Source organism: Bradyrhizobium ottawaense (assembly GCF_002278135.3).
Taxonomy (GTDB): Bacteria; Pseudomonadota; Alphaproteobacteria; order Rhizobiales; family Xanthobacteraceae; genus Bradyrhizobium; species Bradyrhizobium ottawaense.
In genome coordinates this window covers 2,476,840-2,498,220 of sequence record NZ_CP029425.2, presented here as the reverse complement: position 1 = coordinate 2,498,220, position 21,381 = coordinate 2,476,840, and the positions used below count along the sequence as shown (strand labels likewise).

16 protein-coding genes are annotated in these 21,381 nt (G+C 65.6%); 3 read left to right on the top strand and 13 right to left on the bottom strand.

The window, feature by feature from the left end:
• Positions 1-31 precede the first annotated feature (31 nt).
• The 3 genes from CIT37_RS11850 to CIT37_RS11840 all read left to right on the top strand — a co-directional run bounded on the left by CIT37_RS11850 (position 32) and on the right by CIT37_RS11840 (position 3,506).
• Positions 32-2,719, top strand: coding sequence for a flavin-containing monooxygenase (locus tag CIT37_RS11850; RefSeq protein WP_095426114.1), 2,688 nt, complete (start codon positions 32-34; stop codon positions 2,717-2,719).
• A 123-nt stretch (positions 2,720-2,842) separates the two neighbouring features.
• Complete coding sequence (locus CIT37_RS11845; RefSeq protein WP_028145416.1) at positions 2,843-3,115, top strand: hypothetical protein; 273 nt, start codon at positions 2,843-2,845, stop codon at positions 3,113-3,115.
• An 85-nt stretch (positions 3,116-3,200) separates the two neighbouring features.
• Entirely contained in the window at positions 3,201-3,506 is a 306-nt protein-coding gene (locus CIT37_RS11840; RefSeq protein ID WP_028145417.1) for a hypothetical protein, read from the top strand.
• 344 nt (positions 3,507-3,850) lie between these two features.
• On the opposite strand, the gene CIT37_RS11835 is transcribed toward CIT37_RS11840, so the two are convergent.
• The 13 genes from CIT37_RS11835 to CIT37_RS11775 all read right to left on the bottom strand — a co-directional run bounded on the left by CIT37_RS11835 (position 3,851) and on the right by CIT37_RS11775 (position 21,372).
• A complete protein-coding gene (locus tag CIT37_RS11835; protein WP_018319756.1) occupies positions 3,851-4,006 on the bottom strand; it encodes a hypothetical protein in 156 nt (51 codons plus the stop codon).
• A gap of 115 nt (positions 4,007-4,121) precedes the next feature.
• A complete protein-coding gene (locus CIT37_RS11830; RefSeq protein ID WP_038947599.1) occupies positions 4,122-4,640 on the bottom strand; it encodes a septal ring lytic transglycosylase RlpA family protein in 519 nt (172 codons plus the stop codon).
• A 322-nt stretch (positions 4,641-4,962) separates the two neighbouring features.
• Positions 4,963-6,132, bottom strand: a complete 1,170-nt coding sequence (locus CIT37_RS11825) for a serine hydrolase domain-containing protein (protein WP_095426113.1) — start codon at positions 6,130-6,132, stop codon at positions 4,963-4,965.
• 174 nt (positions 6,133-6,306) lie between these two features.
• Positions 6,307-7,554: a DUF1501 domain-containing protein gene (locus CIT37_RS11820; RefSeq protein ID WP_038947600.1), complete on the bottom strand. Its 1,248-nt coding sequence runs from the start codon at positions 7,552-7,554 to the stop codon at positions 6,307-6,309.
• Between the two features lie 2 nt (positions 7,555-7,556).
• Complete coding sequence (locus tag CIT37_RS11815; RefSeq protein ID WP_095426112.1) at positions 7,557-9,026, bottom strand: DUF1800 domain-containing protein; 1,470 nt, start codon at positions 9,024-9,026, stop codon at positions 7,557-7,559.
• 119 nt (positions 9,027-9,145) lie between these two features.
• A complete protein-coding gene (locus CIT37_RS11810; RefSeq protein WP_095426111.1) occupies positions 9,146-11,662 on the bottom strand; it encodes a M56 family metallopeptidase in 2,517 nt (838 codons plus the stop codon).
• On the bottom strand, positions 11,659-12,051 hold the full coding sequence (locus CIT37_RS11805; protein WP_028145423.1) for a BlaI/MecI/CopY family transcriptional regulator: 393 nt from the start codon (positions 12,049-12,051) through the stop codon (positions 11,659-11,661). The genes CIT37_RS11810 and CIT37_RS11805 overlap by 4 nt, the downstream gene beginning before the upstream one ends.
• 307 nt (positions 12,052-12,358) lie before the next feature.
• Positions 12,359-13,954, bottom strand: a complete 1,596-nt coding sequence (locus CIT37_RS11800; protein WP_028145424.1) for an NAD-dependent malic enzyme — start codon at positions 13,952-13,954, stop codon at positions 12,359-12,361.
• A 215-nt stretch (positions 13,955-14,169) separates the two neighbouring features.
• Positions 14,170-15,171 (bottom strand): Bug family tripartite tricarboxylate transporter substrate binding protein, encoded by a 1,002-nt coding sequence (locus tag CIT37_RS11795; RefSeq protein WP_095426110.1) that lies wholly within the window; start codon positions 15,169-15,171, stop codon positions 14,170-14,172.
• Positions 15,172-15,272: 101 nt separating this feature from the next.
• Complete coding sequence (locus CIT37_RS11790) at positions 15,273-17,612, bottom strand: mechanosensitive ion channel domain-containing protein (protein WP_095426109.1); 2,340 nt, start codon at positions 17,610-17,612, stop codon at positions 15,273-15,275.
• Positions 17,613-18,429: 817 nt separating this feature from the next.
• Positions 18,430-19,467: a patatin-like phospholipase family protein gene (locus CIT37_RS11785; RefSeq protein WP_038971198.1), complete on the bottom strand. Its 1,038-nt coding sequence runs from the start codon at positions 19,465-19,467 to the stop codon at positions 18,430-18,432.
• Complete coding sequence (locus CIT37_RS11780; protein WP_028145428.1) at positions 19,464-20,393, bottom strand: polyphosphate kinase 2 family protein; 930 nt, start codon at positions 20,391-20,393, stop codon at positions 19,464-19,466. Before CIT37_RS11780 ends, CIT37_RS11785 begins: the two co-directional genes overlap by 4 nt.
• Positions 20,353-21,372, bottom strand: a complete 1,020-nt coding sequence (locus CIT37_RS11775) for a branched-chain amino acid ABC transporter permease (protein ID WP_370093429.1) — start codon at positions 21,370-21,372, stop codon at positions 20,353-20,355. The genes CIT37_RS11780 and CIT37_RS11775 overlap by 41 nt, the downstream gene beginning before the upstream one ends.
• Positions 21,373-21,381 lie beyond the last annotated feature (9 nt).

Below are 21,381 nucleotides of genomic sequence, written 5' to 3'. Positions count from 1 at the left end.
GCCGGCAAAACAAAACATACGGGAGGATGTCATGCCTGATGCGATGGTTGCCACACGTGCCTCCGATGAGCGCGGAACCGCTCAGCAGGTCGATGTCGCCGTGGTCGGCGCCGGCTTTGCCGGCCTCTATCTCCTTCATCGCCTGCGCAAGGCCGGCCTCTCGGCGGTCGGGCTCGAAGAGGCCGGCGACGTCGGCGGCACCTGGTACTGGAACCGCTATCCGGGCGCGCGCTGCGACATCCAGACCATCGACTACAGCTACACCTTCGATCCGGAGCTCGAGACGGCCTGGACCTGGTCGGAGAAATACGCCACCCAGCCCGAAATCCTGCGTTATCTCGGCTTCGTCGCCGACCGCTACGATCTCAGGGGCGACATCCGCTTCAGGACCAAGGTCACCGAAGCCAAGTGGGACGAGAAGGCCGAGCGCTGGCAGCTGACCACGGACAATGGCCCACCTGTCTCCTGCCGCCACTACATCATGGCCACCGGCTGCCTCTCGGCGCCGAAGCCGCCGGAGATCGACGGCGTCAAGGATTTCAAGGGTGAGGTCTATTTCACCGGACGCTGGCCGCATGGCGGCGTCAATCTCGCGGGAAAACGCGTCGCCGTGATCGGCACCGGCTCGTCCGCCATCCAGTCGATCCCGCTGATCGCCGAGCAGGCCGCGCATCTGACCGTGTTCCAGCGCACGCCGAACTTCGCACTGCCTGCGCATAACGGCCCGGCGCCATCGGACCGCATGAGCCTGCTGCAGTCCGATCGCCCGGCCTATCGCGAGCAGGCGCGCCAGTCGATGGCGGGCGTGCCCTATCCGCAGCAGACGGTCGTGAGCTGGCAATTGAGCGATGCCGAGCGTCGCGAGCGATTCGAACGTGCCTGGGCCGCCGGCGACCTCGTCCACATCCTGACCCAGCTCTGGGCCGATCAGGCCGTCGACGTCGACGGCAACAAGATCGTCCAGGACCTGATCCGCGAGAAGATCCGGGCGGCGGTCAAGGACCCCGAGACAGCGGCGGCGCTCACGCCGCACGATCATCCCTTCGGCGCAAAGCGTCCCTGCCTCGACACCAATTATTACGCCACTTACAACCGGCCGAACGTCACGCTGGTCAATCTGCGCCAGGAGCCGATCAAGGCGATCACGGCGAGTGGCATCTCCACGAACGGCCGCAGCGTCGACGTCGAAATCATCGTATTCGCGACCGGGTTCGACGCCATGACCGGCGCGATCCGCGCCGTGCATCCGATCACCGGGCGCGGCGGCAAGTCGCTGACAGATGTCTGGGCGCAGGGGCCGCAGACCTATCTCGGGCTCACCGTCGAAGGCTTTCCCAACTTCTTCATGATCACCGGGCCCGGCAGCCCGTCGGTGCTGTCGAACATGGCGGTGTCGATCGAGCAGCATGTCGACTGGGTGGTCGACCGGCTCGCCGCATTGCGCGATGCCGGCTTCACCACGATCGAGCCGACCGAGACGGCGCAGGCCGGCTGGGGCCGGCACATGGCGGACTGCTCGATGGTGACGCTGCATCGGCTCGCCAACACCTGGTACACGGGCGCCAACGTCCCCGGCAAGGTGCAGGGCCTGATGCCCTATACCGGCGGCGTCGGCCCCTATCGCAGCATCTGCGACGAGGTGGTCAGCCGCGGCATGCTCGGTTTCAAGCTCACCGGCCCTGGCGGTGCAGAGCAATGCAATGACGGCGAGGTGGTGCGGCTGCAGCCGGATGTGCGGCTGGTGCTGAACCTGCTCGCATCGCTGAACCTGCCGCAGATCGAGTCGATGGGCGCGCTCGGCGCGCGCGAGTTCGTGAACGAGTTCAACAAGGGCCGTCCCGCCGGGCGGCCGATCGGCGATATCGTCGATGGCACCCTCCCCGTCACCGATGGCGCGCTGCCATACCGCGTCTACAAGCCGGCAACGCCGGGACCGCATCCGGTCGTGGTCTATTTCCACGGCGGCGGCTGGGTGCTCGGCGACGAGCAGTCGGACGAGCCGTTCTGCCGCGACATGGTGCGGCGGACCGGCATGATGTTCGTCAGCGTCGGCTATCGTCACGCGCCGGAGCATCGCTTCCCGACCGCTGCCGAAGACGGCTATGCGGCCACGCGCTGGATCGCCGAGCACGCCACTGAGCTCGGCGGCAAGCCGGGCCCGGTGCTGGTTGCGGGCTGGAGCGCCGGCGGCAACATCGCCGCCGTCACCTGCCAGCTCGCACGCGACCGCGGCGGGCCGGAGATCGCCGGTCAGCTCCTGATCTGCCCGGTCACCGACTGCACCTTCGATCGCCCGTCCTATAACGACAATGCGACCGGCTACTTCCTGACGCGCTCGCTGATGTACTGGTTCTGGGACCTCTACTGCTCGCCGGCGGACCGCACCGATCCGCGCGCCTCGCCACTCCGCGGCAAGGTCGAAAGGCTGCCGCCGGCCTTCGTGACGACCTGCGAGTTCGATCCGCTGCGCGACGAAGGCATCGCTTATGCCGAGGCGATGGCGGTCGCAGGCGTCCCGGTCGAGCAGCTCAAGGCGCACGGCCATTTCCACTCGTCCTTCACCATGGTCGATGTGGTGATCACGGGCGTCTCGGGCCGGGTGCAGATGGCGGAAGCCTTGCGGCGCTTTGCCGGGCTGCCGCCGGAGGTCGGCCGCGGTGACGAGCACGGCCACGGGCTAGCCAGCCCGGGGCAGAGAATCGCGGCGGCGGCGAGCTGATCATGACACCGCGGCCGGGAACCTTTTCCCGGCTGCTGCGTTGTGGCGTCGAGATGCAGCGACAGGTATGGGCCCCGGTACGCAAATCCGCGTGCTGGGGTGTTTTTTGCGTGAGGTGGGACGATGGGGGACGCGGTTGCGGAGTCAAAGGTCGATTTCGGTGCGCTTGCGGCCCTGCATAAATGGCCGTCGCTCGCAAACCAGCGCCGGCCGGACCGGGAATCATACCCGATAACGGAAGGCACTCTGGACGAGTGCATCTCGGCGTTCATGGGAAAGCCGGCCACGACCCGGCATCTCTATGAGATCCGGACAGCGGCGCAGCCGCCGCTCGTGACCGGCATCCTCTCGCCCGAACACGTCATCGAGCTCTCGCGCTGGAGAGAATTTCTCTGACGGCGCTTCACATGCAGGCGCGTAGGAACTTTCTGCCGGTTGTTCCCGTTAGGGGAGATCGGAAGTCAAGGCGTGAGTGCCTCACATGCTTGCAGCTGGCGTACTACCCCCGGTCGTGCCCTATGGCGCAGACAAGACCCTGTTCGTGGTGATCGACCGCCTCGACCAGGCGACTGAGATTCGCATCGAGCGGAGCGATCTCGAAGCCACGATCGGCGAGTTCGTCGCCGGCTGCTTCAACGACCCCATCAAGGTGATTTCGTTCAACACGCTCGAACATTGGATGAAGGACATCTCGACCGACGTCGCCGGCGCGATAAAGGCACGCTGCGACATCTATGGCATAGAGCTGCCCGACTATCTCAGCGACTTCGTCGAGAGCCATAGCTGAGGACACATCCACCTCATCGATTGCCTCGGCTCGCAGGAACAAAAAAAGCGCCGCTTCCGCGGCGCTTTTCGTGCGGCAACATTTTCAGTCGAGCATGATCTCTTCGGACAACCGCTTCGCGCTTCGCGCGAACGCGGCCCTCCGGGTCCGGATCATGCTTTAGTGGTGCCAGAACAATGCCAGCAGCAGAACGATCGGCAGCGGCACGCCAAGCAACCAAAGCAAAGCACCTCGTCCAAAACCCATGACGTCCTCCTCTTCAATCACTGTCATGACGCAGGAAAAAGGAAGAAGTTCCGCGCCTCTCAGCGAGGGCGAATGCGTTCAGCGCATGGATGCGGGAGTTAAGCGCGGCGGTGCTTGCCGGCGATGACCTCGATCTCGCGGCGGCGCTCGCCCGCGAAGGTCAGCAGCCTTTCGATCGTCAGCGTATCCGTGATCCGTTTGGCGAGCCGCTCGGCGCGCGCAGCCTGATCTTCGAGATACTGGATCGTGTTCAAGCGCCGCCTCCCCAGAAGGCTCCGAACCTGGAGCCCCGACTTGTTGGACACCCATGGTGCGACAGAGCAGCTAACAGCCGGTTAAGTGCGCGGGTTGATCTCGACGGGCCGGGCCTCATTGCACGACGTCGAGCCGGACATTGGTGATGCCCCTATCGACCATGCCGAGCGCCTCGGCCGCGGAAGGCGAGACGTCGACGACGCGTCCGCGGATATAGGGACCGCGATCGTTGACCCTGACGGTCACGAAGCGGCCGGAGGAAACGTCGGTGACGCGCAGCTTGGTGCCGAATGGCAGGGTCGGATGGGCCGCGGTCAATTCGTTCTTGTCGAACTTCTCGCCGCTCGCAGTCTCCGTATCCGAATAGAAGCTGGCAACGCCGTGCGAGGTCGCTTGCTTTGCATCGCCATCGGGAATGCGCACCCGGCTGACCGGCCTTGGATGCAGCGCCGCCACCCGGTGCGGCCGCTCGACCGCGGCCTGCCGGCCGGTGGCCGCGAGATCGGCCTTCTGGCGGCCGACCGGCGATTGCGCGCAGGCGGCGAGCGAGGCGGCCCCGACGATGGCCAGCAGCAGCCGGCTCGAGGTTGCCAGCGAAATCCGGGCAGTTTCGGCACGTGCAATGCGAGACATGATGCGCCCTCCGAACTGCACGGAATTTCGGTGGGCAATGAGGGCAGAACCTTGTCGGAACAAAAGCGGGCGTGGGGCCGCCGCCGTTTCGCGTCAGCTGTGACGATTCGACCACAGTGACGCGTCCTGAATCGGGACAGCCCGCCGCTGGCGGGCCCTCAGGATGAGGACGGAGTGTGCGGCAGCAGTCTTGACGGGCACCGATGCCGCTTAGCCTCATCCTGATGAGGAGACCGCGAAGCGCGTCGTCTCGAAGGACGAGGCGCGCGCTCAGCTGGCGGAAATGCCATATGCGATTGCCCTGACGGTGGCCGGCTCCAGCTCAGGCCGGAGGCGGGATCGCGCGCAGGACGTCCCTGAATATACCGAACTGGAGTTGAAACGCTTTCGGGCTGTAGTCCTGATAGTAACCCGCAGTCACTGCGACGACGAGATCGAGTTCCGGCACGATGCGGATCGACTGCCCGCCGCGCCCCAGCGCGCCGACCCAGGCGACCTTCCGGTCATTGAGGCGCGCTTGGCCGCGCCACCACAGATATCCGTAGGATTGATCGTCCGTCGCCTTGATCTTCTCCGCCGTCGAAGCCTCGATCCATGCCTTGGAAACGATCTGGCGGTCGTTCCAGCGACCGCCCGCAAGCACGAGTTGGCCGATCTTGGCCATGTCGCGCGGCCGCAGGCGCAATCCTCCTCCGGCATCGGTATCCCCCCTGTACCGGCCCCACGCCGTGCCGGTTATACCCAGAGGTTCGAACAAATTCTCGCGCGCAAATTCGTCGAGGGGACGTCCAGTCGCCTTGCGGATGATGGCCGACACAAGCGTGAGCGCGCCGGTGTTGTAGAAGAACTCCTGCCCTGCCGCGGCGGTCACGGGAAGACCGAGAACGTAGCGACACGGATCCCATGCCATATGCATCCGCGTCTCGTCATTGTCGTCGTCTCCCGTCGCGGGTGTCGCCTCGACCCACTTCAGGCCCATCGACATGGTGAGCACATGCGCCAGCCGGATGCGGTCCTTTTCGGGAGAACGCAAGTCGGACAGCTCGGGGAAGAAGCTGAAGATCGGCTCGGTGACGCCGCGTATCAGCCCGCGATCGATCGCAATCCCGACGACGAGAGATGCAACGCTCTTCGAAACAGACTTCATGTTGTGCAACGTATCGGCATCGAAGGCGATGGTTTCGACCCGGCGGCCGTAGATGTAGCCGGGTATCTCGTCGGCGCCCTTGAAGTAACGTTCGAACGCCAGCTTGCCGTCGCGGGCGACCAGAACTGCATGAATGTTGGCATCGCTTGATGCGAGCCGATCCCCCATCCTGCACAGCACGTCGCGGTTGACGAGCCCATCGTCGTTGACGGAGCCGGCAGGCCAGCCATCATCTCGCGCAAGCGGAACACCGCAGCCGCCAGATGGCTCCGCAGATACTGGCGGAGCGGAGAGCGGCGCCAGCGCGGCTGCCCCGAGAAGTGAAATGAACCGGCGGCGTCTCATCCAGGCTTCTCCTCATGTCCTTTGCGAGGCGGGGCAAATATCGACACGAGTCTCGCCGGACTCTGCCCCCTCCTCGAGAAGACGCGCGAACTCACGCCAATAGAGCCGTCGCCAAGTCGCCTTCAAGCTGGCGAGAAAATCGAGCTCTCGTTGCGTCAGCGTGCACATCGCGCTTCAGGCCACAAGGCCCCCCATCGGCTTGATGTCTGCGCTGCCGGGAAAGACCGTTTCCGCCAGCACTGTCTCTTCGACGCGCAAATGATCCCTCAGCAGGCCCTTGAGCACGGCGCGCAGATCGGTGGTCGGCTTGAGGTCGCGATCCTCGAACAGCTGCGCCGGCTTCAGTCCCGGCCAGTCCGCGATCACACGGCCGCCGGCGAGCCCGCCGCCGATCAGGAAGGCGACCGTGCCGGTGCCGTGATCGGTGCCCTGCGTGCCGTTGATGCGGGCGGTGCGGCCGAACTCGGTGACGACGGCCACCACCGTCTCCTTCCAGGCTTCGCCCATGTTGCTCTCGATCGCGACGAAGGCGCCGTCGAGCGCACCGAGCAGATTGTAGAGCTGGCCCGAGGCCGCGCCTTCCGCGATATGCGTATCCCAGCCGACGAAGCCCATGGCGCCGACGCGCGGGCCGTCGGGCTTGGCGAGATAGCGCGCGGCCGTGCCGGCGGCGTCTGCGAAGTAGGCGCGCACGCGTGCGATGCCCGGCGGCGCCAGGGTTGGATCGTCAGACATCGCCTCGCCCGTGCCCGGCGCCCCGCTGAGCGAAGCGAGCTTCATGCGCGCCTGCAGCACGGTCGCGAGCTTCGGGTCGGTGTGCTGGTAGAGATCGAGCAGGCGGCTCTGCGTGTCCTCGCTCGCCGGCAAGAGCCTTTGCGGCACCCACGTCATCACAGGCGCGGAGCCGCGCACCACCAGCGGCGTCACCGAGCCGATGCCGAGCGCGCGGCTACCGCGCGGGTCGACGCGGCCGCCCGATTCCAGCGCGAGCAGCGCGCGGTTGAGCCATCCCGAGCTGGTCATACCGGGCTTGACAAGCCCGCTCTCCAGCACGTCCTGGCCGTCGAAATGCGAACGCTCGCGATAGGGCGTGGCCGTGGCATGGACGATCGCCGCCTTGCCGCTCCTGTAGAGCCGGTGCAAATTCGGCATCGCCGGGTTGAGCGCGAAGAAGGCGTCGAGCGGCAGCGCCGGCGGCTTGCCGTCCAGCAGCAGCGCGCGATCGCCGCGCAAGGAGATCCAGTCGGGATCGCCGACCGGCGCGACGGCACCGAGGCCGTCGAGCGCGCCGCGCAGCACGATGACGAGCAGGCGCGGGTCGCGGCCTTCGGCGCGCGCGATCCTGGGCATCTGGCTCCATGCGAACAGCGCACCGGAGCCGACCAGAAGCTCGCGCCGCGTGGGCAGATGATTGACGCCCATGCTCACCTCCTCTGAAAATCCGCCGACATGAACAGCAGCGCCAGCGCCTGCTGCCGGCTCTCGGCGCGGCCGACCGCCTGCTTCACCTCGGCCGCGATCTCGGATGCAAAGACGTCCTCGACGATGGCTTGCGGATCGGCCATGCCGGATATGCGCTCGGCAAAATTGTTGGCGACGTCGAGCCGGCGGCCGACGCCGTCGATCCAGCTCGCTTCGTCATCCGGATATCCCTTGGGCGCGGACGGACGCCATAGCGGCTCGCCGAGCAGCTGCTGGCCGCCGGTGTAGAGGACGGGATCGACCTGCGTGATGCCGGTCGCACGCACCATGCCGACGACCCATTCGCTCGGACGCTTGAGCTTTGCCGGCGGCGCGCGCCACGCCTCGTCGGACGACACCATCGCGATCGCGATCTGCTTGAGATCGCCATCGGTCTCACGAAAACTCTTCGTCATCTGCTCGACCAGAGTGGGCGGCGGCGCGTCGGTGACGAAGTGGCGCGCGAGCTTGGTCGCGACATGGGTCGCGGTCGCCGGATGCGCGGCGAGATCGCGCAGCACGGCACGGCCCTGCTCGACATCCTCCTGCTCGTAGCGCTTACCGAGCAGGGTCTGTCCGCCGGGCTCGTGCAGCCGCGGATTGAAGGTGAACTCGCCGCCATGTTGGGGATCGGCGCCGGGCGGCACCAGCGTCCAGCCGGTCATCACGTTGGCGAAGCTGATGACGTCGTCCTGGGTGTAGCCGGTGCGCACGCCGAGCGTATGCAGCTCCATGATCTCGCGCGCGATGTTCTCGTTGAGGCCGCGGTTGCGATTGATGCCGGCCGTCGAGTTGGCGCCCATCGATTCCAGATTGTCGAGATAGAACAGCATGGCCGGATGGCCTTCGACGGCCAGCAGGAGATCGACGAAGCGGCCGAGCGCGTTGGCGCGAACCGCCTCGCGCTCATAGGCACCGGACATGCTCTGGATCTTGTTGGCCGAGATGCAGAAATGGTTGGACCAGAACCAGACCAGCCGCTCGGCAAAACCGATATCGGCCGTGAGCGCGGCTTCCGTGCGGAGCTTGGCTTCCTGCAGGTAGATCGGACGCCCTGGATCGGGAATGGCGTCGGCCGCCTGCTTCGCCGCCATCTCGGCCGCATCCTTTTCCTGGGCATAGCCCTGTGCCTGCCCCTCGGGCCGCGCCTCGGCCTGATCGCCCGAGCCAGCCGACGCCATCTGCTGCTTCTTGGCCTGCTGCTGCGCCTGCTTGGCCCGCGCGGCTCGCCGCGCATTGGCATCGGCCACGGTGCGATAGGCTTTCGCACTGGGGGGCAGAGCGCTCGCCGCGGTGAGCGCGAGCGGGCGGTCGAGCTCGGCGATCAGCGCGCCGCGCGGGTCGCTCCCGACGGCGGCGATCGATCCCGGCCGCGGCCCCATCCCGAAACGATGCAGAGCCAGCACGGCTTCGGCCCTTGCGGAATTGCTCATGGCGAATGTTCCGGCTCTAAGCTACGATTTGTAATGCTACTGACCGTAGCATTCAAGGCACTGGCCGACAAGCGGAGATTGCAGCACCTCCGTCACGACATCGGGAGCCGCCGGCGTCCCTAGAAATTCGGCCCGAGCGCAATCTTCGTGATGGTGTCGTTCCTGACGCCGATGCGCCATTCCGCCGAACCGTTGGCGAACTGGGCGATGTAGATGTCGCTGTCGAGCGCGGTGACGCCGCGGAAGGACACCGCGCGCAGCGCGCCGAGCCGCGCCAGGATCGCCTGGTCGAACGGCAATTGCTGGCGCGTGATGTCGGCCACTTCCGACGTCATGTGCGCGTAGTCCGGCTGCCCCCTGCCGACGCCCTCGATATAACGGCGCAGCATCTCCTCGCCATTGGCGATCGGAACGGCGCGGCGCGCGGCGCGGCCCGGACGCGCGCCGATAGCCGAGGCTTCGACATTGTGGAAGCGGGTCTGCCGCCCCGGCATCACGATCTCCAGACACCGTCCGGACTTGTCGGCGATCATCCAGGGATTGTTCACGGTGGTGGTGGTGAACCAGGTCATGTTGGGCCTGACGATCTGCGCCTTGCGATTGCCGTCCGCATCGAGATTGAAGACCTGGATGTCGTCGGCCAACTCGTTATAGAGCATGATCCTGATCGGCGAGGTGCCGGCGCGGCCGCGGACGCTCGCCTCCTCCGCGCAAGACACCATGCCGCCGATCTCGTCATTGCCGTCGGCGCGGAAGAACACGTCGCCGGCCTTGCCGTCCGGCTCGATCATCAGGCGAAATTCCGCGCTGCCGTTCGCGAACTTCACACCATAGATGTCATAGCCGCCGGGCCCGACGCCGCGGAAGAAGATCGATTCCACCGCGCCGAGCGCCACGAAAGTCGTTTGCATTTCGGCGAGATAGCGGTGGACCTTGGCCGCGAGCGACGCGCTCATGCGATCATAGTCCGGCGTGCCGCGGCGAAGATCCTCGATGCCGGCCAAGACCATCTCCTTACTGCCGGCCGCCGGCACCTGCTCCCTGAATCTGTCGGAGACCTTCGCGAGGCGGCGCGCGAAATCCGCCTCGACCGCCTGGGCCACCGCCGGGTCGACGCGGGCTCCCAGGCGGGCACCGAAGATGGCGCTCTGCACCAGCAGGCGCGACACTTTCGCCTGCTCGTCGCGCAGGAAGATCACGAGATGATCGCCGCGGAAGGAGAAGGCGTCGGTGCCCTCGGGGAGCACCTGCGTTGCGTCCTGGCCGGTCTCCCGCAATGAGAGACGGTCGCCGTCGCGGCGCACGGTGAGCACGCGGTTTGGCGCAATCCTGTACCAACCGACATACGGATCGAGCGATACCGGCTCGGCTACCGCCGCCGGCATCTCGGCGACACGAACCGCACGAATGTCGCGGCCGTTCATGCGCAGCGTCAGCTCGGACGAGCGGCGCTCCGCATCGAGCGCGAAGGTGATCTCGCCGGACGAGGCCGCGTAGGTGGCCGTGCCGTCATTGCCGACCGTCAGGCGCAGCCTGCGCTGGCCGGTGAGCTGGCCATAGACCTCGTCGCCCTCGCGGAAGATGGCGAACACCGAGGCCGGACCCATGGCGTAGAAATTGACGAACGGGCGGTAATGCTGGGCGGGCACCTCGCCGGCATCCGCGGCGGCGGGCGCCGCGTCCGGCGTGCGATAGGCGATCATGCCGGCGGACACGATCACCACGGGGACGATCGCAGCCGCGATCCAGAGCCGCTTTCGCCAGCTGACCGCGACGGGCATGGCGGCAGCCGCGATGATGCGCTCGACACGGGCGCGCACGGTCGAGGCCCGCGCCATCGCTAGCTCGACCGGCCGCGGCTTCACGGTGCTGGCAAAATCGAGCAGGATTTCCGCATAGGACAGCCGATCGTCGATCACCTCGATCGCCTCGGCGTCGCTGATGATCTCGGCGAGCTCCGCAAGGCGCGCGAGCTGCCACCACGAGAACGGGCTGAACCAGAACACCGCGCGGTTGAGCGATGCCAGCAGGAGGACGTAGAAATCGCGATTGGCGACATGCGCGCCTTCATGCGCGAGCACCGCGAGGCGCTTCTTCGCGTCCCAGCCGGCGAATTGCGGCGGCACCAGAATGGTCGAGCCGAAGGTGACGGGGCCGCCGACATCGCGGCTGACGCGCACGTCGGCGGCGATCATCTGCAGGCCATTCATCGGCTTTGCAGCGCGCGCCAGACGCCAGGTCAGGCAGAGCCCGATCGCGAGCCGCAGCAGCAACAGGCCGGCGATGCCGGCATAGATGATGGTGGCAATGAGCCACCAATTGATCGAGAGCCCGCTTCTGGCTTGCGGCGCGATAGCAATGCCGGGCGCGACTGGCAGCGCGGGCTGCGGCGTCTCCGGCATCGAGATGTCGGCCGGCAGAAAATCATTCGGCACGACGACCGGCAAAGGCAGCCGGGTGATCGTGAGCGTCGGCCAGTGCATCACGAAGGGCATCGCCAGCGACGCCAGCAGCACGACGACCCACGCCGTCATGTGAACGTGCGGATTGCGCACGCGAAACAGATTGAGACCGAACCAGACGACGCCTCCCAGCACAAGGGAGCGCAGTGCCGCCTCCGCCAGAGTTGCGATCATTCTTTCTTCACTCCCCTCGCCTTCTTCGCCTTGGCCACCTGGTCGGCCAGCGTGCGCAATTGCTGCTGGTCGAGCATCTTGTTGTCCACCATGCCGACGAGGACCTCTTCCATCGAGCCGTTGCAGAACCAGTCGACGATGCGCTGCACCGCCTTGGCCGCAACCCGCGAGCGCTCTTCGGCCGCGTGGTAGACATAGGTGCGTCCGTCCACGGTGTGGTTAGCATAGCCCTTTTCTTCGAGCCGACGCAGCACCGTGCGCACCGTCGATTCCTTCAGACGCCGCGACAACCGCTCGCGCACGATTTCGGCCGTGACAGGACCATGGGCCCAAACCAATTGCATGACCTCGTGCTCGAGGTCGCCCAGTTCGGGCAAACGATCGTCCATGGCGGCTTACCTTGCGGATTGAGTTTTCTTGTAACGCTACAGATTGTCGCATATGCGGCCGCGCGAGGCAACGGCGATTCCACCTGTGATGGTGGCGCCGGGCTGACCTAATAGCCGCTTGAATTCAGAAGGTCGTCATGCCCGGGCTTGTCCCGCCTGCGCGGCCGAAGCCGCTTCGGCGAGGCGAAGGCCCGGGCATCCACGTTCTTCGTGCCACGGAGCACGGCGTGGATGGCCGGGACATAGGCAAGCGGAAGCGACGCCGTCCTTCGGACGGCTATGCCCGGCCATGACGGTGTGGAGGCACTCAGTAATGCGGCTCGTACATCTGCGACTGCACCAGAGCCTTGACGTCGTTGGGCGCGGGTCCGTCGGCGAGCCCGCGTTGATAGGCGACGTCGGCAACGGCCGCGGCGATGCGGACCGAGACTTCGCGGATGCGCGGCAGGGCCGGATAGAGGCTGCCCTGCGCGAGATCCTCCTTGCCGACGCAATTAGCGAGCGTATGGGCCGCCGCCATGAACATCTCGTCGGTCACCAGCTTCGAGCCGCTGGCGATGACGCCGAGGCCGACGCCGGGGAAGATGTAGGAGTTGTTGCCCTGGCGCGGCACGAAGCTGCGGCCGTTGAGCGTCACCGGATCATACGGACTGCCGCAGGCGAACAGCGCGCGCCCCTTGGTGTAGCGATAGGCGTCCTCCGCCGAGCATTCGGCCTTCGAGGTCGGGTTGGAGAGCGCGAACACGATCGGCTGCTCGTTGAGCTCGGCCATCGCCTCGAGCACCTCGGGCGTGAAGGCGCCGCCGACCGCGGCAACCCCGATGATCGCCGTCGGCTTCAGCGTCTTGATCGCGGTGAGGAAGTCGCTGATCGGCGCCTGACCGGTGTGCGCATAGCGCAGCTTGTGGCCGGAGAGGCCTTCGCGGCCGCCGACGACGAGGCCGCGGGAATCCACCAGCCAGTTGCGCCGCAGTGCTTCGGCTTCCGAGGCGCCCTCCGCCATCATCGCGGACACCACGAGATCGGCGATGCCGGTTGCCGCTTCGCCTGCCCCTAAGAACAGGATCTTCTGATCCTTCAGCTTGCCGCCATTCACGCGCAGCGCCGAGAACAGGCCGGCGAGCGCGACCGCCGCGGTGCCCTGGATGTCGTCGTTGAAGACGCAGGCTTCATCCCGGTATTTGTGCAGCAGCTTGAACGCCGAGTGATTGGCGAAATCCTCGAACTGGATCAGCACGCCCGGGAAGGTCTTTCGCGCGGCTTGCATGAATTCGTCGACGAAGCTGTCATAGGCCTCGCCCGTCAGCCGCCGCTCGCGCAGGCCGAGATAATAGGGATCGTTCAAAAGCTCTTCGTTGTTGGTGCCGACGTCGAGCACGATCGGAAGGCACGCCTCCGGATGCACGCCGGCGCAGGCCGAATAGAGCGAGAGCTTGCCGACAGGAATACCCATGCCGTTGGCGCCGAGATCGCCAAGTCCCAAAATGCGCTCGCCGTCGGTGACGACGATCAGCTTGGCCGAATAGGGCCAGTTCTTCAGAATCTCGGCGATCTGCCCGCGATCGCGCGAGGAGATGAACATGCCGCGCGGCCGCTGGAAGATCAGGCCGAATTTCTGGCAGGCAAGCCCGACCGTCGGCGTGTAGATGATCGGCTGGATCTCGTCGATGTTGTCGACGACGACGCGGAAGAACAGCGCCTCGTTGCGGTCATGCAGCGCGTTCAGCGCGACGTATTTCTCCAGATCGGTCGGCAGCGTGCGCAGATTGGTGAGGACGCGCTGAGCCTGCGTCTCCATCGTCAGCACGCAAGGCGGCAACAGGCCGCGCAGGCCCAGGGCCTCGCGCTCGGCTTCCGTGAAGGCGGTGCCCTTGTTGAGCAAGGGATCGCGCAGCAGTGTCATGCCTTGCGGCGAATCGGACGACGTCGATTGGGCAACGACCCGGGCAGGTCTATTCACGAATTCCCCCAAAAAGCTTCACATTGAACCGCGGACATTGTCGGCCAGCGCTCCATCGAGATCAAGGACGTAGCGACCGAGGCATCGATTGTGATCTCGCACCGCAGCGAGACTCTCGATAACGACAGGCTGCACGCGAGAAAAGGTTAACGCCGCGGCTATTCCGGCTTGATATCGGCAGCCTTCACGATCGGCCACCATTTCTCGGTCTCGGCCTTCTGGAACGCCGCAAGCGCTGCGGGCGTCTGCTGCGCCGGTAGCGGAATCTCCTGCCCCAGTTCGGCAAAGCGCTGCTTGACGGCGGGCTCGGCGAGCACGGCGACGATCGCCGCGTTGAGTTTCGTGACGATGTCCTTCGGCGTGGCTTTCGGTGCCCAGATGCCGTGCCAGTAGGAGATGTAGAGACCCGGCAGGCCCGTTTCGTCGACGGTCGGCACATCGGGCGCAGATGCGAGCCGCGTCGGCGAGGTCACAGCGAAGGCCTTGATCGCACCGCTCTTGACGTGCGGCAGCGAGTTCGAGGCCTGGTCGAACATGATGTCGATCTGGCCGGCCACGAGATCGATCATCGCAGGTCCTGCGCCGCGATAGGGCACGAACTGGAAGTCGGTGCCGGTCTTGTCCTTGAAGAAGACGCCGGCGACATGCGCGCCCGTGCCGGCCCCGGCCGTCCCGGCGGTGGCCTTGCCGGGGTTGGCCTTCAGCCAGGCGATCATCTCTTTCAGGTTGTTCGCCTCGAGTGACTTCCTGCCGACGATGAGCTGCGTTCCCATCGCGATCATCGCGACCGGCTCGAAATCGGCGACCACGTCATAGGGCAGCTTGAAGATCGCCCCGTTCAGCACATGGGTGCCCCAATGGCCGATGGTGATGGTGGTGCCATCAGGGGCCGCACGCGCCACGCGCGCACCGGCGATGCTGCCGGAAGCGCCGGCCACGTTCTCGACCACGACCGTGGTGCGTAGCTCGGCGGCGATCCGTTCGGACAGGATCCGCGCCAGCGTGTCGGTCGGACCGCCCGCGGCGAACGGTACGATGAGGGTGATGGGGCGTGAGGGAAACGGCTGGGCATGGCCCGGTGCAATCCACGTCCCACATCCGACCACGGCGCACAAGACGATCACGTGACCGCGCAAGGCGGCCCATAGCCCTCGTAGCATTCCACCCACCCATTTTCATCGCCCGCATGTCGGCAGCGGGCTGGAGGCCGAGTGAACGCTGCCGGGTGCGCGGAGGCAAGCCGGAAATTTCGACCGAGCGACTATCCGGCCGCCCGCCGCGGCGTCAGATTGGCCGCGCCATCCAGCGGCGGCACGACGTGCATCAAGATGGTCTGGTTGGCGGATGCGACGTCGATGCCGTTCTGCTGGAAGCGCAGCTTCATGCGGCGGTTGAATTCGCGCTGGACCGGCCAGCGCCCGGCCTCGGTGCAGCGGATCTGGCCGACGATCGACACCATCGCGCCGTCGACCTTGTCGATGCCCCACAGATCGAGGTCGCCGCGGATCAGCGGGCGGAATTCCGGTTCGCGGCGCATCTCGTCGACGATGTCCTTGAGGATCTGGCCGGCGCGGTCGGTGTCTTCCTTGTAGGCGACGTTGACGCTGACCGAGGCGTTGCCGGCGCCGCGGCTGGCATTGGTGATGGTCGTGACCGCGCTGAACGGCACGATGTGCACGGCGCCGTCGCCGGCGCGCAGACGGATGGTGCGGATCGAGACGTTCTCGACCACGCCAGACAGCCCCGACACGCTGACATTGTCGCCGACCTGGACCGTGTTCTCCAGCAGCAGGAACAGCCCGGTGATGAGGTCCTGCACCAGCTTCTGCGAGCCGAAGCCGATGGCGATGCCGACGATGCCGGCGCCCGCCAAAAGCGGCGCGACGTTGACGCCGATCTCGCTCAGCGCGGTGAGTCCGACGACGGTGGCGATCAGGCACAGCAGCGCGGTGCGCAGCATCGGCTGGAAGGTGCGCAACCGCGCGGCACGGGCGTAGTGCCCGTCCCGCGACAGCGTGTTGATCTGGCGGTCTAAGAGTGCGTTGCTGGCTTCCCAGGTCGCCGCCGCGATCAGGACGGCGACGCCGATCGTCACCACGGCCGAGATCAGCCGGCTGCCGATCTGGCCGCCATAGAACCAGACGATGGCGTCCACACCCCAGACCTCGAGCACGGCCACGAAGCCGATGAAGACGATCACGCTGGAGACGATCCGGCGCAGCAGCGGCAGATAGCGGTTGGCGCGGATCTCGAGGCCCGGAAAGCGCTGCAGGATCTCTGGCCTGATGCGGAAGCCGCGGTCGATCAGGCTCAGCGTCAGCATGATGGCGACGCGCGTGATCACCGCGACCACGATGGTGCCGACGAAATACTGCAGCAGCAGCGAATAGCCGTTGCGGATGTTGAGCGCCCACACCGCCCACAGCGCAAGATCCAGTGCGATGGCGAGATAATGCCAGCCGCCGGCGATGCGGTCGCGCAGGCGGGCCGCGATGCCCTGCCGCTCGGCCGGCGCACGGATGGCCTCGGCGACCTGCCGGCGACATTGCAGGATGATGACGACGATGAAGAGGTGAACGACCAGCATCACCATGCGGAGCAGCGCGGCATAACCGGCACGATGCAGACCGAGCAGCAGCGCCACATTGGCAAAGGCGATGCCGGAGACGCCGACGCCGACGATGCGGCGCGCCCAGATCTCGATATAGGCCGCGGTCTCGGCGCGCACCGGAAACAGGCCGAACGGCCCCGCCAGCGCCCGAACCAGGCAGATGAGCCCGCGCGAGAATGCGTAGGCGTTGACGACGGCGAGGATCACGAGGCGAACCGTCGTGGGCTCGCCGATCTCGGTGCCGAGCAGCGCCGTGGCAACTCCCACAAAGAGGACCACGGGAAGCAGTTCAAGGACGAAGCGTCCCAGCACGAAAGGCAGTCGCAGCATGACCTGCCAGACCCGCGCCAGGCTGTGGCGGCGCTTGTGCAGCTCCGGTTCGGCGATGACATCCGTCACCGATGACGGCGGATCGGCGATGGGCAGCGCCTGCGCCGGCAGGCGCGCGGTCTGGGGCACGCGTCCCTCCAGGAACGCAACCGGACGGCGGATCAGGCGGAAGATCACCCATTCGGCCGCGAGCGCGCAACCGAGCACCAGCGCGAGCTTCCATGCGATCTCGATCAGGAGATTATAGGCCGCCGGATCGTTCGCGGTCCGCACGATCCAGTAGTAGAAGGCCGGGAAATGCGTGAGCGTCCGCGCCACGCTGGCGATCTCGCTCGAAATTTCGCCGATCTCCTCCGACACCGAGAGCAGCAGCTGCGCCCCGAGGCCGTCGGCCGAGAGCGGGATCGGCGACTTCTGCTCGGGCGCGGGCGGCGCAGGCTGCTGCTGACCGGACGCACTCGCGATCGCGCGCAGCGTATCGATCATCTGCGCGCGCTTCTTGTCGTCCTGGAGCGTCTCCAGCGCGCGCCTGACTTCGTCGGGCGACAGTGCGGCAGCGTTATTCGTCGCCGGCCGAGGCGTGTCGGCCCGGACACCGGAGACAGAGAAGATCGCGAGGAAGAGAGCGGCGAGGACCGCCGGGGCAAGCTTATGCGACACGAGGATTCCCTGGAAAAAATGAATGAGCCGGCGGCGTCGGGACCGTCACCGCCGAAGCACATGCGTCATGTCGGATCGCAGCTATTCGCCCGGGGCCTGTGTCGGAAGTAGGCCTTTGAGGCGACATTCTCTTGGCATTTGCCGCAATGCGAAGATCGGGAACCGCAACATCGGCGCAGGTCAGTTGCCTGGCAATTGCGCTGCGGCCATCCTTCGAGGCGCGCGCTCGGGCCAGCCGACCTGCCAAGCAACACCCTCCGTCATTCCGGGAGGCGGCCCGGAATGACGGCAAGGAGGAAGGTGGAGGAGAAAGGCAGGATGTCAAAACCACCTGTCGCGGCCGGCCTCGTCACGGCCATCCGGACATGATCGATGTGATGCAAAATACAGCGCCGGGAAGGTAGGGGCTATGCCTCACTGATGCAGCCCGCTAAACCTTGACCCGGCGTGCCGTTCGCGGTTTTCCGCCGCTATGCGATAGTCCGAACGAGCTCCATCGCACTTAACGCGGCTGGATTTGCGGAGGTGGAGTCATAGACCTCCCCTTGCTCATGAGGTGGACGTTGCGCGTCGCTTGTTGCGACCATCGGCATGCTCCTCCTGTGCCACAACACTGTCAAGCGGGATCAATGATGTGAGGGATCACATTTGAATGTGCCGGTTCCCTGGATAGGCGTGGTGACATCAAGTCCCTGTTTTGCCCCGCCGCGTCAACTCGATTTCGCAAAATCAGCATTCATATGACACTCGCCGGCAAGCCATTGATTCCGCTGCGCCCGGCTACTGTGCATGGGGTCGTCTTCGTAGTTTTTGCGGCCTAGAGAAACATGTCGGCCAGGTCCACCGTCGAGGCCATCCCGACCCGGTCGAAGTTGCGCGCCAGCCAGCTTCGCGCCGCCGAACGGCCCTCGTCGCGCAGGCGGCACAACAGGCTCCATTCGGGATGGAATTGCGTGGCCGTGCCGAGCTGCGACATCAGCTGGTCGTTGCCGATCCAGTGCATGTACATGCGGCTGTGCTTGCCGCTGTCGAGCTCGCCATCATCGATCAGCCGTGTGGCGAAGGCGATCGCGCGCATCTCGCGCATCAGGGACGAATTGAAGCTGATCTCGTTGATGCGATGGAGGACGTCGGCCGCGCTCGTCGGCAGCTCGTCGCGCCGGATCGCCGTGACCTGCACGACGATGACGTCGTGGCTGCCCTTGCGGTAGATCAGCGGAAAGATCGCGGGATTGCCGAGGTAGCCGCCGTCCCAATAATGCTCGCCGTCGATCTCGACGGCCTGGAAATAGGGCGGCAGGCAGGCCGAGGCCAGCACGGTCTCCGCGGTGAGATGCGGGCTCTGAAATACCTTGATCTTGCCGGTGCGGACGTTGGTCGCGTTGAGGAACAGTTGCGGCGCCTCGGGCGAGGAATTGAGCCGGTCGAAATCGACGACGCGCTGCAAGAGCGACCGGAGCGGATTGAAATGAAAGGGATTGAGCAGACCCGGCGGCAGCGTGTGCGTCAACGTGTGGATGACGGCGTGAACCGGATGATATTCCGGCGGCAGCTTCAGGGCCTGGATCCACTGGTTCAACGGCGACATCAAATCGTACGCCATGTCCATGCGAGACACTTCGTACCAGAATGCGTGCAGGCTCTCCCGCGCGGCCTCCGCACCCCCGTGCGCCATGCCGGAAGCCATCGCCACCGCATTCATGGCGCCGGCACTGGTCGCGCTGACCGCCTCGATCGCGAGCCTGCCGTCTTCGAGCACCTGGTCGAGCACGCCCCAGACGAAGGCGCCGTGCGCGCCGCCGCCCTGGAGCGCGAAATTGACGGTCTTGCGGTCGGCGGTCCGATTGGCTGTCACTTTGCTTTCTTCTTGCCTCCCGTCCCCTCTTTCTCCAAGGCCTTGCGCACTTGCTCGAACTCGGTCACCGAGGCCTTGTCGGCGCGGGGGAAACGCAGGTCGAGCTTTTCGAGCGCGGCATTGATCACCGAGCCGATCACGACGCGCGCGAACCATTTGTGGTCCGCGGGCACGACGTACCACGGCGCATGAGGCGTCGAGGTGTGCCGGACGATGTCCTGATAGACCGCCTGGTAGCGCGGCCACAGCGCGCGCTCCTTGATGTCGTCCATGGAGAACTTCCACTGCTTGGCCGGATCCTCCAGCCGATCGAGGAAGCGCTCGCGCTGCTCGTCCTTGGACACGTTGAGGAAGAACTTCAGCACCACGGTGCCGTTACGGCAGAGGTAGCGCTCGAACGCCGAGATGTCCTCGAACCGCTCCTTCCAGATGTTCTTGGTGACGAGCTTTTGCGGCAGCTTCTCCTTGGCGAGGATCTCCGGGTGCACGCGCGTCACCAGGCATTCCTCGTAATGGGAGCGGTTGAAGATGCCGATATGGCCACGCTCGGGCAGCGCGATCGCGTGGCGCCAGAGGAAATCGTGGTCGAGCTCCTTGCTGCTCGGCGCCTTGAAGGCATGGACCTCGCATCCCTGCGGATTGATGCCCTCGAAGATCGCCTTGATGGCGCTGTCCTTGCCGCCGGCATCCATGGCCTGGAACACGATCAGCAGCGACCAGCGGTCCTGGGCATAGAGCTTCTCCTGAAACCCGATCAGCCGCTTCTTGTTGGCGTCGAGAATCGCCAGCGCCTTCTCCTTGTCGAGATCGCCTTTCTCGTCGGTCTTGTGCGCCTTGAGATGAAACTTGCCCGAGCCGTCGTAGCGGAACGGCGTGATGTAGCGGTCAAGTTCCTGGGCGAGCGATTTGGACGGCTTCTTGCTCATGAGCGCGGGGCACCTTGCGTTGCGGCTTCAATCGGTCGAGCACGCTACCAAGGATGCCCTTGGGAAGGAATATGATGAAAAGGACCAGCAGCACGCCATAGACGAGGTTGTCCCAGCCGACCGCCTTGGTGCCGAAGCCGATGCGAAGGGTTTCCGCCAGCAGGATGGTGATCACGGCGCCGAAGGTCGGGCCGAGCGAGACGAACAGGCCGCCGACGATGGCTGCGAACACCATCTGGAGCGATACCGCGATGCCGCTGACGGTGTCGGGCGTGATGAACATCTGGTACTGGCAGTAGATCGCGCCCGCAAGCGCCGTCATCAGGGCACTGAGCAGCGTGATCTTCAGCTTCTCCGCGGTGACGTCGACGCCGGCGGCGGCCGCTGCGTCCTCGTCCTCCGAGATCGCCTCCAGCGCGTAGCGGCTCATGCTGCGGTCGACCCAGTGCCAGACCACGATGCCGAACAGCCAGACCCCGAGCGCAATCAGATACCAGGTGATCTTGTCGTCGAACTGCAGTGCCAGCAGCTTGTTGCCCGAGGTTCGATTCGGCGTGTATCCGAGCGAGCCGCCGGTGTAGTCGCGCGTCGCCGTGATGACCTGGAGCACGATGCCTGACAGCGCCAGCGTCACCAGAACAAAATAGTGTCCGGTGATGCGGAAGCGGAAGCACGGGTAGCCGACGATCAGCGCCAGTGCGCCGGCCGCGACCATGCTGACGGGAATGCCGATCCAGGGCGACACGCCGAGGTGGTTCCAGAGCAGCGCGGTGACATAGGCGCCGATCCCCATGAAGCCGCCATGGCCGAGCGAGACGAGGCCGAACCGCCCCATCATCGACCACGACGTATAAGCGAACGACCAGATCAGGATCAGCACCAGGATGTGCAGATGATAGGGATCGCGATAGACGAAGGGCAGCGCGACCAGCGCCGCCAGCCCAATCCCCCATGCTGCAAGCCGCCGTTGCTCGATCATCCCTTGCCC